The organism is Pigmentibacter sp. JX0631, assembly GCF_029873255.1.
GTDB lineage: Bacteria > Bdellovibrionota_B > Oligoflexia > Silvanigrellales > Silvanigrellaceae > Silvanigrella.
Window position 1 is genome coordinate 2,304,737 of record NZ_CP123622.1, and the last position, 14,384, is coordinate 2,319,120.

12 protein-coding genes are annotated in these 14,384 nt (G+C 32.1%); 5 read left to right on the forward strand and 7 right to left on the reverse strand.

Features of this window, described 5'->3' with window-relative positions; all coding sequences use genetic code 11:
• Positions 1–3: 3 nt before the first annotated feature.
• From QEJ31_RS10135 to QEJ31_RS10160, 6 genes are all read right to left on the reverse strand, one after another.
• Positions 4–1,425, reverse strand: coding sequence for a TldD/PmbA family protein (locus QEJ31_RS10135; protein WP_348524557.1), 1,422 nt, complete (start codon positions 1,423–1,425; stop codon positions 4–6).
• Positions 1,426–1,497: 72 nt separating this feature from the next.
• Positions 1,498–2,280 carry a transporter substrate-binding domain-containing protein gene (locus QEJ31_RS10140; RefSeq protein ID WP_280589817.1) on the reverse strand — a complete coding sequence of 261 codons (783 nt, stop codon included), beginning with the start codon at positions 2,278–2,280 and terminating at the stop codon, positions 1,498–1,500.
• Between the two features lie 24 nt (positions 2,281–2,304).
• A complete protein-coding gene (aspS, locus tag QEJ31_RS10145) occupies positions 2,305–4,116 on the reverse strand; it encodes an aspartate--tRNA ligase (RefSeq protein WP_280589818.1) in 1,812 nt (603 codons plus the stop codon).
• A gap of 99 nt (positions 4,117–4,215) precedes the next feature.
• Positions 4,216–4,959, reverse strand: coding sequence for a tRNA (guanosine(37)-N1)-methyltransferase TrmD (gene trmD / locus QEJ31_RS10150; protein WP_280589819.1), 744 nt, complete (start codon positions 4,957–4,959; stop codon positions 4,216–4,218).
• On the reverse strand, positions 4,956–5,513 hold the full coding sequence (gene rimM / locus QEJ31_RS10155) for a ribosome maturation factor RimM (RefSeq protein ID WP_280589820.1): 558 nt from the start codon (positions 5,511–5,513) through the stop codon (positions 4,956–4,958). The genes trmD and rimM overlap by 4 nt, the downstream gene beginning before the upstream one ends.
• A complete protein-coding gene (locus tag QEJ31_RS10160; RefSeq protein ID WP_280589822.1) occupies positions 5,513–5,872 on the reverse strand; it encodes a hypothetical protein in 360 nt (119 codons plus the stop codon). Before QEJ31_RS10160 ends, rimM begins: the two co-directional genes overlap by 1 nt.
• 107 nt (positions 5,873–5,979) lie before the next feature.
• Here QEJ31_RS10160 and QEJ31_RS10165 point away from each other — a divergent pair, with 107 nt between their 5' ends.
• The 3 genes from QEJ31_RS10165 to cydB all read left to right on the forward strand — a co-directional run bounded on the left by QEJ31_RS10165 (position 5,980) and on the right by cydB (position 9,483).
• Complete coding sequence (locus tag QEJ31_RS10165; RefSeq protein WP_280589824.1) at positions 5,980–6,966, forward strand: NUDIX domain-containing protein; 987 nt, start codon at positions 5,980–5,982, stop codon at positions 6,964–6,966.
• Positions 6,967–7,089: 123 nt separating this feature from the next.
• Complete coding sequence (locus tag QEJ31_RS10170; protein ID WP_280589826.1) at positions 7,090–8,454, forward strand: cytochrome ubiquinol oxidase subunit I; 1,365 nt, start codon at positions 7,090–7,092, stop codon at positions 8,452–8,454.
• A gap of 12 nt (positions 8,455–8,466) precedes the next feature.
• Positions 8,467–9,483, forward strand: a complete 1,017-nt coding sequence (gene cydB / locus QEJ31_RS10175) for a cytochrome d ubiquinol oxidase subunit II (protein WP_280589827.1) — start codon at positions 8,467–8,469, stop codon at positions 9,481–9,483.
• Here the strand turns inward: cydB and QEJ31_RS10180 are convergent, their stop codons facing one another.
• Positions 9,484–9,651, reverse strand: a complete 168-nt coding sequence (locus QEJ31_RS10180; protein WP_280589828.1) for a DUF5522 domain-containing protein — start codon at positions 9,649–9,651, stop codon at positions 9,484–9,486.
• Between the two features lie 436 nt (positions 9,652–10,087).
• On the opposite strand from QEJ31_RS10180, the gene QEJ31_RS10185 reads away from it, so the two are divergent.
• Positions 10,088–13,153, forward strand: a complete 3,066-nt coding sequence (locus QEJ31_RS10185) for an NAD-glutamate dehydrogenase domain-containing protein (protein ID WP_280589830.1) — start codon at positions 10,088–10,090, stop codon at positions 13,151–13,153.
• A gap of 38 nt (positions 13,154–13,191) precedes the next feature.
• Complete coding sequence (locus QEJ31_RS10190) at positions 13,192–14,271, forward strand: AI-2E family transporter (protein ID WP_280589832.1); 1,080 nt, start codon at positions 13,192–13,194, stop codon at positions 14,269–14,271.
• The last annotated feature ends 113 nt before the right edge of the window (positions 14,272–14,384 follow it).

Sequence of the window (14,384 nt, forward strand, 5' to 3'; positions counted from 1 at the left end):
TTATTATCGCCCACCAACGGTTATAGCATCTACTTTTATATGTGGTTGTCCAACGGTTACATAAATACTTCCACTTACTGACCCACAAAAACCTGCAGAAATATCTAAATCGTTTCCGGACATGGAAATTTTGTGCATAATATCTTCAGCTTGGCCAATTAAAGTTGCTCCCTTTATAGGTTTTGTTACTTTTCCGTTTTCTATTAACCAAGCCTCTTCAACTCCAAAGTTGAAATCTCCAGTTCCATTTACACTACCGCCACCTAAGTTTTTGCAATAAATTCCTTTTTCAATACTAGAAATCATGTCATCAGTGGTATATTTTCCGGGAGCAATATATGTGTTTCGCATTCTGCTTGCAGGTGCAAAAGTGTAATTTTGTCTTCTTCCGCTTCCTGTTCTAGGATGTCCTGTTAGTAAATTACCCATTCTGTCACTTAAAAAATTTCTTAAAATTCCGTTTTCAATTAACAAGGTTTTTTGCACAGGCATTCCCTCGTCATCCATATCTAAAGAACCAAAACCATTTTCCCAAAAGCCTTCATCCCAAGCAGTAAGATTTTCATGTGCAATTTTTTCTCCTTTTTTATCGGCAAAAGGAGTTGAATTTCTTTGGACAGCAGTCGTTTCTAATAAATGTCCACACGCTTCGTGAAAGATAACTCCTCCAAATTTATTAGCTAAAACAACTGGATATGTACCTGATTGAACATAATCGGCGTGTAACATATGACCAGCAATTTCAGCTAATGAATTTGTTAGGTGGTCGGCATCTATGTTTTTGAAAAAGTTTGGATTTGATGCGTCACCTAATCTTTTATGCGAGGAGGTTCTGTGTGCTTTATCAATACAAACAGCTTGGACAGAAACGCTTTGATTTAAACGAATATCTCTAGCAAAAATTCCATCGCTTGCAGCAACTAAAACTTCTTGCCAGTCTCTAAAACCATTGGTTGTTACGCTATTTAAATATTTAGTAATTTCTTTTTGCTTATTGTTTATTTGAAGTAAAACATCACAAATTTCTTTAACTGTGCTACTTTGATTTAACCAATTATTTTTGTTTTTTACTAAGCCATAGTCTCTTAGAGGTTCTAAATTAACTTCGCTTATAATTCTATTTTGTTGTATTTTCAAAGAATGGATATTCAAAGCTTTTTCGAGAATTCTTTTTAATCCGTTAAAACTGACATCATTTGTTGAAACATAACAATCTTCTTTGCCTTTAAAAACTCTAACACCAGCACCAAGCGCCAAGCTCGGGTTTATTGCTGTTACTTTACCATTTTCAACTAGTCCGCTTAAATGATTTCCTCTTTGTAAAAAAAATTCGATAAAATCAGCACCACTTGCTAATCCTATTCCAAGTAGTATTGAAAGAGGATAGCGCCAAGTATCATCAAATGAAGTTTGTGAACTAAGCATAGAATTAAAAGCTAAATTTTCTAGAGTAAGATTGTTAGACATTGTGTCCTCAAAAATGTTATTTAGATAAAATTAAGGTAAGTAAAGATCTTTTCGATATTTATCAAGAATTTGATCATACTTTCCAGAAGATTTTAACAATTTTCCTGAGTTTGTTAAGTTTTTAATAATTTCATTTGAAGCGTTTTTAGTTACTGCTAAGAAAAAAGTTACTCGCATTGGTGTGTATCCTTTTTTCAATTTTCTTAGATCTTGTCCAAGAACTTTTGTTGATTTAATTAAAGGAGCTTCTGACGAATATAAAGCATCAACTTCCCCATTGAATAACATGGTTATGCATTGATTTAAAGTTGGAACAGGGAAAAGATTTTGGAATCCTTGATTTATTAAATATTTATTCAGTACAGAATCTAACCAGACACATACTTTTTTTAGATTTTTAACTTCATCGACAGTTTCTGATTTCTTTTTATTTTCTTTGAGAGTAAAAAAAGAAGTTTCAATACTAATAATATTAAAAACATTATGATATTTTTTACTATTACTATCATTTAAGACAGCTATTGTAGCGTAAACTTCTCTACTTTCCTCAGTAGTTGAATTCATTTTTTTGTATATACTTGGATAAGCTTCAACTTGAGTTTTTATATTTAATTTACCAATTTTGAAAACTTCTTGAGCAACTTCAAAATAGAATTCCCCTGGTGAAGGAGGAGTTAACAGAGTTATTTTTTCTTTTGCAAAAATTTGGCAAGGTAATGAAACAAACAATGCAACTATATAAAGGAAAAATATAGTTCTGTTACTATTTTGAACTTGTTTTATTAAATCGAGCCTTTTAAAAAGATAAAGCACTTTTTCCTCGATAGTCTTCAAAAGTTATTCACGTTTAAGTTGTATATGAATTTCCTTTAATTGCTTTTCTGAAACAGAACTAGGTGCTTTCATCAAAAGATCCATTGCTTTTTGGTTTAATGGAAATGCTATCACTTCTCGAATATTTGGTTCATTTAAAAGTAACATGATCATTCTATCAATTCCAGGTGCAATCCCGCCATGTGGGGGAGCACCAAAAGCAAAGGCATTCCATAAAGCACCAAATTTATTTTCAACATCTGATTCTGAATATCCAGCAATTTCAAAAGCTTTTTTCATAACATCACGTCTGTGATTGCGAATAGCTCCAGAGGATAATTCAATTCCATTACATACCAGATCATATTGGAATGCTAAAATATCAAGTGGATTTTTATTTTGGAGAGCTTCCATTCCACCCTGCGGCATTGAAAATGGATTGTGAGAAAAATCAATTTTTTGTTCGTCTTCATTGAATTCATACATTGGGAAATCGACAATCCAAGCGAATGCCCAACTTTTTTCATCTTTTAAATTTAATTTTTCAGCAAAATAATTTCTTACTTTTCCACCAGCAGTCTGAGATTTTAATTTATCTTTTCCAACAATAAAAATGATAGCATCTTGTGGTTCTAACTTTAGTTGATTGCCAAGAGCTTTCTTTTCAGCATCACTTAATTGTTTTGCTATTGACCCCTTCCATTCGCCATCTTTTACCGCTAACCAAGGAAGTCCTCCAAGTCCTACATCTTTAGCGTAGGCATCAGCGTCGTCAAAAAACTTCCGACTTTGTTGAGCAGAATTAGGCAGGACAATTGCTCGAATAATACCTTTATTTTCAAGAATATTTTTGAATACAGCAAATTGTGTATGGGTAAAAGTTTCTTCAACATTTTGCATTTCTAACCCATAACGAAGATCTGGCTTGTCTATGCCGTATTTATCCATAGCGTCGTGCCATGGAATGCAAGGAAACTTCCTGTTTGCTCTAATATATTTGTTTTCATAATGAGCTAAGGGAAGAATTTTGCGTTGTGTAAACTGCTTATTTTCAAACAGTCCAATCATGAGTTCTTCTATGACGTTGAAAACATCATCTTGTGTAACAAAGCTCATTTCGACATCTAGTTGATAAAATTCACCAGGTGCTCTATCTGCTCTAGGATCTTCGTCACGAAAACAAGGAGCAATTTGAAAATATCTATCGAATCCGGAGCACATTAAAAGTTGTTTAAATTGTTGTGGTGCTTGGGGAAGTGCGTAAAATTGACCCGGGTGCAAACGGCTTGGAACGAGAAAGTCGCGCGCCCCTTCTGGAGAACTACTGGTTAAAATTGGAGTATTAAATTCATTAAAACCTAATGAATGCATCTTTTCGCGGATATAGCGAATAACTTGGCAGCGAAAAAGTATATTTTTATGCATTTTTTCTGTACGTAAATCTAAAAATCGAAAAGAAAGCCTTGTGTCTTCACTTTCTTGTTTTGGATTATGGGCAACTGGAAAAGGTAAAATATCAGATGGAGATTCTACTTGAAAAAAATCAGCTATGACTTCTATTTCTCCAGTTGGAATTTTTTGATTTATAGCACCTTCTCGTTTAGCCACAACGCCTTTAATTTGGATGACTGACTCTTGTCTAACTAAGCTAGCTTCATTAAAAAAAGGTGAATTTGGATGAATAACAATTTGAGTAATGCCAAAGTTGTCTCGTATATCAAGAAAAATAAGACCACCTAAATCTCGTTTTGAATGCACCCAACCCATTAAAGTGACTTTTTGATGAATAAAATTAAGATTGAGTTCAGAACAATTATGCGAACGAAGATTCTGCATTTTCAAATACCTTTCGAATAATATAAAAGATAACTAAAATTATATAGCATAAATATATTCACTGTCATAGTGAAGTAAAAAACAGATATTTAAAGAAATTTATCCACTTTTCCAAATTTTTTCGATAATTATTTTTTCTTGCTTTGAGAATTCATCCCATTTAGAAAGAATAAGATCTGGGCGATTGCGTGCTGTTACTTTTAATTGCTCTTTGCGATTAAATTCTTTAATTTTTTTGTGATCTCCAGAAAGTAAAACCTTAGGAATAGCTTGTTCATGAAATACTTCAGGATGTGTGTATTGTGGTGCTTCAAGAATTCCATCTTCAAAACTGTCTAATAGAGCACTTTCTTCGTTACCCAATACGCCTGGGATGAAGCGAGTTATGGAATCTATAAGACACATTGCGGGTAATTCACCGCCTGAAAGAACAAAGTCACCGATGCTAATGTTAATATCAGCATATTTTAACTCTAACCGATGATCGAAACCAGCATATCTGCCACATAAAAGAATTAAATGAGATTTCTTTGCTAGCATTTTAGCAAGTTTCGAGTCGAATACTTTTCCTGAAGGTGTTAAATTTACTACAAAAGAATCAGAGGATAAAACTGATAGTAAGGCTTTTTCAGTGATGTCAGCTCTAAGTACCATACCGTCACCACCACCAGCGGGCTGTTTATCTACATTTTTTCGCGGATGATCTGAAAAATCTCTTAAAAATACAGTATTTAAAGAAATTTGTTGATTTTTTATGGCACGCGCAATGATTCCTTCATTTTGTAAAGGAAGAAACATTTCTGGGAATAAAGTTATGACAGAAAATTTGAGATTACTGCTCACTCGGATTCTTCCTCAAGAAATTCGGGGACATACTTTATCTCAATTTTTTGTTCACTTTCCGAGATATTAGTGACAAAATTATCCAAAAATGGATATAAAAATACTTTTTTATATTTATTAACATATATTTCTAAATTATCTTGAGCACCAAATGAGGAAACCCCTTCAATTCTGCCTATAAGTCCTTTATTTTCAGTGTATACCTTATAACCAATTAGCTTGCCTACAATAAACTCACCTTCAGCTACTGGTATTTCACTTTCATGGACATAAATGCTTTTATTATACAAAGGTTCTATTTGTTCACGGGTAGTGAAACCTTCAAGATTAATAGCTAATGCTTGGCCACTATTATAAGTTTTTGCTACTTTTGCTTCAAAAAAACCTTCAGGCATTTCAAGTAAAAGGCTTTTATAGCCATCCCATTGAGACCGTCTATCAGGTGTTTTCAAAAAAAATGCGCCCTTCAAACCGTGAGGGCGGCCAATCTGCGCAAATTGAATATAACCTTTTTGTCGCAGTAATTTCTCTTCTTCTAAACTAAATTTTTTCATCATGACTCTGGATCTTTTATAAACGCACTTAAAGCTGATTCCATATCAGTCTTCGTTATATATCCCAGTTCTACAAAGATTTGTCCAATAGGTCTAATGTTTTTTTGTTGAATAGATAGTAGTTGAGCTACATCTTCATCCTTCAGCATACCGAGAGCGACTGCAATTTCACCAAATGGTTTGCCCATTTCGGCTTGCTTATTAAGGATTTGGAATATTTGTTCAACGGTTAGTTTGCCTTCATTTAGTGCAATTCTACCAATTGGTAACCATGTTTGCTTTTGAATATCTAATGCTGTCATAACTTGTCCTGGCGTTACATATCCTTTTTTTACAAGATAGGATCCAAAAAGCTGCATATGAACCTCGTAAAATCAACTGCGCCTGTGAAATCGGCAAAATTTTCTTAAAGAACTTGTCGACAAGATACATGAGAAAATTAGTGGAAAGGAAGGATAATTGGCAAATGTTATCACCATATATAAAACTTAATGATAATTGTGGGTTATGTTCAAAATTGCGCTCTGCAAATAGCGATAAAGACTTTCTTTTTGATGGAGGACATAATCTTTACATATTTAAAAGCCCATTTGCGGAAAAATGGCCAGGGGCTCTAATGCCTATTTTTAAAAGACATATATATGAACAATCTGATATTCGGCCTTCTGATTTACCAGATACTTTACACACTCTCGTTTGTTTAGAAAAAGCGTTACGAAAAGTAACAAATTGCAAACGCATGAATCTTGTAAAGTTTGCTAATATAAGTCATCATTTACATTGGCATTTGATCCCACGATATCATAATGAAAATTATTCAAACAAATGTTCGTGGGAATTAGAAAATATTTCCAGAGAAAAAATATATTCAAAAATAGAAGATTCTTTTTTTGAAAATGCATCTTTATATGAACAAATAAAAAATCAATCCCTATTTGAAATAAAAAATAGAGGTTCTCCTTATTTTGGTTGTGCTTTATTCTTAAGACCGATAGATAAAGAAATAAGAAATAAATTTTTTACTTTAAGTTTAGATGAAATAATACAGCTAGCAAGAAAAAATCCTGAACAGTGGGAATGTTTGTTAATGAAAAGAAATTATCATGACTTTGCTTGGGATTTTATTGGTGGAAATTGTGAAATTAATGAATATCCAGAGTTTGGAATGATTCGTGAAGTAAAAGAAGAAGTTGGTTGGAATATAACTAAATATAAAGAAGTAACACGACAATGGAAAATGGGAGCAATTAAAGGAATTGTTTATTTAGCTATACCTGAAAATGAAAATTATTTAGAAGATGATCCTGAAAGAGTGCATTGTGCTGAAGTTGAAACCGTAAAATATTTTAATTTAATTGAAATAATAAATAGCTCAAATTTTGTAGATAGTGTAAAAGGAAGAATTAAAGCTTTTATTGAAAATAAAGCTGATTTTGATAGTATTGATCAATAAATAGCAGATTACTTTTTATATTAAGAATTGCAGTGCAACAATTTGCTGCCTTAATTTAATTTGTGATTTGCTATCCAATGTTAGCTGTAAATCTCTATGTAAATTTTTCGCAAGGAGAGATTTATGGTTGATCTGTTATCCACTGAAATTCTTGCAAGAATTCAGTTTGCTTTAACCATCATGTTTCATTATTTATTTCCTCCACTTTCAATTGGATTAGGACTGATTTTAGTTTTTACTGAAGGAATGTTTTTAAAGACTAAAAATCCTATTTATGAAATCATTACAAAGTTTTGGGTTAAAATATTCTCTGTTAATTTTGCAATGGGCGTTGCTTCTGGTTTGGTCATGGAATTCCAATTTGGAACAAACTGGGCCTCATATTCAAGATTTGTAGGTGACATTTTTGGTTCTGCCTTAGCTGCAGAAGGTATTTTCGCCTTTTTTCTAGAATCAGGATTTCTTGCCATTCTTGTTTTTGGTTGGGATCGTGTAAGTCCTAAAATGCATTTCTTTTCAACCGTAATGGTTTGTTTAGGTTCAATGTTTTCTGCAGTTTGGATTATTATTGCCAATGCCTGGATGCAAACACCTGCTGGGTATCATTTAATTGGTGAAGGACTGCAAACAAAAGCAGTAATCGATGATTTTTGGGCTATGGTTTTTAATCCTTCCAGTATGCGCATGCTTGTCCACGCTATAATTGGTTGTTGGTTGATGGGCGCATTTTTTGTCATGAGTATTTGTGCTTGGTATATCTTACAAAATAAACATCTCGAAGTAGCGAAAAAATCTTTTAAAATAGCCTTAATTTTAGGGTTTATAAGTTCTGTGCTTGCTGCTACATCAGGACATTTTTTAGCAGAAAGAGTTGCAGAAACTCAGCCAGCAAAAATGGCTGCTATGGAAGGTCATTTTCATACTGGCACAGGTGGAGCGCCGTTATATTTATTTGGTATTCCTAATAGTGAAAAAGAAACAGTTGAATATGGAATCAAAATTCCAGGCGGACTAAGTTTTTTACTCCACGGCAATTTTTCAACTCCAGTTATAGGTTTGGATCAATTTAAACCAGAAGACAGGCCTCCTATTGGAATTACTTTTCAAACATATCACATCATGATTTCTTTAGGGATGTATATGTTATTTATAACTTCGATATCTTTATTGTTACTTAAATTAAATAAACTTTTTTCAACGAAATGGTTGATGAAAATATATACTATCTCTGTTCTAGCACCAATTATTGCAAACCAAGCGGGTTGGATAGCTACAGAAGTTGGAAGACAACCTTGGATTGTATATGGTTTAATGCGAACTCCTGATGGGTTATCAAAATCTGTTAAAGCTGAAGAAATTTTAATTTCAATAATACTTTTTACGATTATTTATTTGTTACTTTTGTTTGTTTGGATTTTTGTAATTAATAACAAAATAAAGCATGGTCCTGATGATGAAATAAATGCAAAATTAGGAATAAATAAGTAACAAGAGGTTAAAATGGATTTACATATTTTTTGGTTTATAACATTAGGAATTCTCCTTGCAGGTTATGCAATTTTAGATGGTTTTGATCTAGGTGTAGGTATTTTACATCCGCTTGCTAAAACTAATCATGAAAAAAGATTATTTCTAAACTCAATAGGTCCTTTTTGGGATGGCAATGAAGTTTGGCTAGTTACATTTGGTGGTGCTTTATTTGCTGCTTTTCCAGATGCATATGCAACAGCTTTTTCTGGTTTCTATCTTCCATTTATGTTGTTACTCTTTGCACTAATATTTAGAGCTGTATCTATTGAATTTAGAAGCAAACATGAATCTCAAATATGGCAAAATTTTTGGGATTGGAGTTTTTTTGCTGCAAGTGTATTAGCTACTTTTTTGTTTGGAGTTGCAGTAGGCAACTGTCTAAATGGAATTATTGTTGGAGCAGATAAAGAATACGCTGGGACAGTATTTGATTTACTTAATCCTTATTCAATTATAACTGGTATTTTAGCAATATCTGCGTTTGCTATGCATGGATCAATATATCTTTATTTAAAACTCGAAGGTGAATTAAAAGAAAGAGTTCATCGCTGGATTTGGCATACCTTTGGATGCTTTATTGTTTGTTACATATTTACTACTATTTATACTTTAGTTTTCATTCCAAGAGCTTTACATAATTTTGAAGAACATCCCTGGCTTTGGATAATCGTGGTTATTAATGTTCTTTCAATTGCAAATATACCTAGAGCAGTTTTCTTAGGGAAAGCTGGTTATGCCTTTCTTTCTTCCTCTTTTACATTGCTAGCTTTCACTAGTCTATTTGGGGCTGCTCTGTTTCCTAATTTAATTACTTCTAGTTTATCGGCTGAATATAGTTTGACTATTTATAATTCAGCATCTTCAGAAAAAACTTTATTTATTATGCAAATTATAGCTTTTTGTGGTATGCCTTTTGTTCTATCTTATACGGCTATTATCTATTGGGTGTTTCGCGGAAAAGTAAAGTTAGGTAAATTTAGCTATTAATTACTTTTCCTCTTGTATTTTGTTGTGATCATAAGGGCAATTTTGGCAGCCACATTTACAGCAAAAGCCTCTTTTTAAATGATATTCTTTAGTAAAAACCATATTTCCATCTTCGTTAATATAGTAATCAATCTCAGCAATGAGTTCGATTTTTTTTTGTCTAAGCATAGGATACTCGCATTTAAAAATATATTAAGTTGGCAAGATAGTTTTATTTTATAATCACTACTGTGATTATAAATATATAGTAAATAAACAGTAAAAGCAATGCCTTAATAATAGATTAGGGGAGAATGAAAGTACTATCCAAATCTTATTATTTCTTTTTTTAAAAATTAGATTTTAATTTTTAGGATATGCAATTTTAAAATTTTAATATTTTTAGAATAGTATGAAAAAAATAATAATTTATAGATTTTAAAAAATTTAATAATTAAAGATATTTACTCTTTAACTCCCTTTCATGTATAATTTATAGCTGAAGTTTACTAGCCAGAATCGATAGGAAGAAATTTGCAACTCGCTTTTGATGTGTTAATTACATTTTAAGTTTTTATGAACAAGGAAATGCTTTGTTCAACTTTTTAACGCCGTGGAGTATATCATGACCATGCTCAAGATTCATAGTCAAAAGTGGTTAAGTGAAGTCGAATTATTAGATTCCGATTTAGAGCCTTCTGAATTTTTAAAACCTGCTAACATAGAGAAATTTTTTGCGGGTATAACGGATTCAAATGCACAAGGAAATGCAAAAAGAGGGATACTAGACGAGATATCGAAAGGTTTAGAAAATACTGTTTCGTGGTTTTTATCGCAAATGCCTCCCCTGTATCTGTGGTCAACCTCGCAAAATGCAATAATGGATGACATACTAGAAATAGTTTCAGGCAAAGTTCTTGCAGAAAAACAAGTTGCAGAAAGATTTTCTGCTTCTTCACAGACAATTACTTTAATCGCTCCCGGCGAACATTCCTCAGCAACAGTAAAAATAGCTTCCCTTTTATATCGTCATCATGCTAAAAATGCTAGATTATTTAACACTTTGGATAAAAAAATTGGTTTATGTGAACTTTACCAAGCTCCTTATAACAATTCTTCTACTTGGGAATCTAAAATAGCCCAAGAAAAACTTGCTGCATTAAAAACAATTTTAGCAAATAAATCCAAAATTATGGTCGACGCCTTTATTCAATCTTTGGACAAGGATTATGTTGAAATAGCAACTGTAAAACAAATAGCTATTGCTTACGAAGCTGTAAATTATAACATTGAAAATGAAAATACGTTTGTAAATTTAACTACTATTGTTGATGAGCAAACAAAAGATGCGCGTGTAAGGGTAGATATCTGCTTAAAGCATTTTCCAGTCAATGCAGCTATGGAAAATATCATTGGTATTTTTACTAGATATAATTTTCAAGTGAGAAGACTTCTTGCTAATGAAATAAATATGCCAAACAATCAAAAATTTACAGTTCTGCATCTGATAGCGGCTAGTCCTACTGGCGAAGTAATTACAGATAATATGAAAGCTTGGGGAAAAGTTTTAAAAAGTTTAAAAACTCTTTCCTATGTTGATCATGGAGATGAATTTTCCAATTTATTATTAGGTGACAGTCCATTCAGTCTTAACGAAACAAACCTTGTAAGGGCAATGGCAAATTGGGCTCATATTTTCTTAACTAAGCAAAACCCTTATTACTATTCAACAGATAGAGTATCAAAAGTCATTGCAAATAATTTTAATTACATGGAATACTGTATCCGTTACTTTAGAGCTAGATTCGATCCTCGCTTTGAAGGAGATAGAAAAAAAGAAGCTGCAGTTTTTTATGATTATATCAAAGCAATATATTCTGATTTAAATGATATTGTTGAAAAAAATATTCTAAAAGAAGGCTTAAACTTTTTATCCCATATTTTAAAAACAAATTATTTTTTAATATCAAAAGGTGGTTTGACCTTTCGTATGGATCCTACCATTTTAGATAAACAATATTATCCAGAAACTCCTTATGGTATTTTTTACATGATAGGCAGAAACTTCAGAGCATTCCAAGTTCGCTATCGTGATATTTCGCGCGGCGGTATGCGCGTTGTTATGCCAAGAAATTCTGGCGATTATGAAAACGCATTGGCAGGTGTTTTTGATGAAGTTAACGGTTTAGCTTCAGCTCAACAACTTAAAAATAAAGATATACCTGAGGGCGGAAGCAAATGTGTGATGGTTGTCCGTCCTGGCGGGGATAAAAATGAAGCAGTAAAAGCAGCTATTTCAGGGTTATTAGACTTAATAGTAACCGATCCTAAAACTGGTGTGCTCGCTGATGGTATTATTGATTACTACGGTAAAGATGAAATTATTTATCTTGGGCCAGATGAAAATTTAACTGATGATCTCATAGTTTGGATCATTCAACATGCATTGCATAGGAAATATAAATACGCTTATGCGTTCATGTCATCAAAACCAGATTTTGGTATAAACCATAAAACTTACGGTGTTACTTCTGAAGGTGTGAATGTCTATGTTGATAATGTGCTTCGTTATTTAGGATTACAAAATTCTAACTTCAGAGTTAAAATGACAGGTGGACCTGATGGGGATGTCGCTGGAAATGAATTGAACATTTTATACCGCGAATATGGTGAACGTTGTCGAGTTATTGCCATAGGTGATGGTTTTGGGGCGGCTTATGATCCGAAAGGATTAAACTGGCAAGAATTGCTTAGATTATTTAAAGAATCAAAATCAATTGTTGAATTTAATCCTAATAAACTTAGCGGAGATTCTAAGGCATTTGTAATCGCAGCAAATTCGAAAGAAAATACAAGAATTAGAGATAGTTTATATGCAACTGCAGAAGCCGAAATTTTTATTCCTGCAGGAGGCAGACCTTATACAGTGAAAGAAAGTAACTGGGATAAATATTTATTACCAAATGGAAGACCTAGTTCTCTTGCGATTGTAGAAGGGGCAAACATTTTCTTTACAAAAGAAGCGAGACAAAAAATTGTTGATAGTGGAGTTGTTGTCATTAAAGACAGTTCTGCTAATAAAGCTGGTGTAAGTTGTTCTTCCTATGAAATAATTGCTTGTTTAACAATTCTTCCAGAAGAATTTGCTGAAATAAAAGATATTTATGTTAAGCAAGTTTTAGACATAATTAGAAGAAATGCAGACTTAGAAGCTAAACTCTTATTCAGAGAGTGGTTAAAAAATAAAAATGAAACAGATTTAGTTAAATTAAGCTATGAAATTTCTGCTGAAATAAATCAAGCAAAAGATATATTATTAAATAAATTAAATGAACTTAATGATGAAGAATTATCTGCTGGTAAGTTTACTTTTGTTTTAATGAAACACTGTCCTAAAATTCTTGTCGAAAAATATAAAGACAGAATTCTAAATAGGTTACCAAGAGCGCACAAAATTGCTATATTGAGTGCACACATGGCAAGCCATGTTATTTATAGAGAAGGACTTAATTGGCTAGAATCAATGGAAACAGAGCAAATTTTTAAAGTAGCTCTTGATTACATTGAAGCAGAACGTAACATTGAGAAAATGGTTGCTGAGTTGCAACAAAGTAACCTATCATTTAAAGAAGAAATAGTTGAAGTATTAAAAGTCGCTGGTGCTAAATACCTCGCATCGAGTAAAGCATAAAAATTAAGCTTGGCGACTTACTACAAAAGGAGTGCGCTTTGCTTAATTCAATTACTAAAAAAAATATTTTTTTTATATTATCTTTGTTAGGTTGTTTGTTAATTCTAATTCCTTATTTAATTCCTATATTAATAGGAATTTCATTAGCATATTTATATGAACCTCTTTTAGAAAAAATTATTTTAAAATATGAATTAAAAAAACAAATTTGGAAAGTTATTATAAGCTTGTTTTTAGTTATTTTAACTCTTGCTGCAATTATTGCTCCTTTTTTAACTCTTATTTCTTCTGGGTTTCAAGAATTGAGTGCATTAATAAATTCATTGGATACTGATTTTAAAAATCCTAATTTTATAAAAGAATCTTCTGATAATTTAAGTGTTTTTTTAGATAAATTTTCAATTCACTACACTTCAGATGAATTACTACTAAAAGGAACAGAAGTTTTAAAGAAAGCAGGTACTTTTTTAGTTTCATGGTTTGGTACAGCAATTACTGGTACACCTGGAATGATGCTAAAATTTATGATTTTCATTTTAACTTGGTTTTTCTTTTTACTTTATGGCAAACATTATAGAAATATTATCTTACCAAAATTAATCCCTTGGGAAAAAGAACGAATCATCATAGGAAATAGTATATCAGCAGTTTTAAAAGCTTTAATAGTGGCAAATGTTTTAGTTTCTTCTTTACAAGCAATATTAATAACTTCTTCTCTAGCTTTTTTTGGAATTCCAAGATTTGCTTTATTAGGAATTATAGCTTTTTTTTCTTCCTTTATACCTATCATTGGCACAGCTCCAATTATGCTCGGAGCTGCTGCTTGGTGTTATTTTAGCCAAGAACGACTCGGTGCTTCAATTGGTATTATTTTATGTTCTGTTTTAATAAGTGTTGTCGACAATTTAATGCGTCCTTTATTAATGAAAGGAGGTGTAAACTTGAACTTCTTCTGGATGTTTTTAGCTATTCTTGGTGGTATGTCTCAATTTGGAATAACAGGAGCTGTCCTTGGACCTGCTTTTTTCACACTTTTTATTGCGTTCTTAAAGGATGAAGAAAATGATAGTAATGCAGAAATGGTACAACAAATAGATGAAAATCCTCCCAATCCTTGATCAATATCGCCTTATTTAAATTAAATGATTAAATTATTTTCTTTTTTTCCTCTCTCCTGTAAGTAAGACTAGTTACTTGTTTATGGATGACGTAGGGCACTTTTTTTAAACTA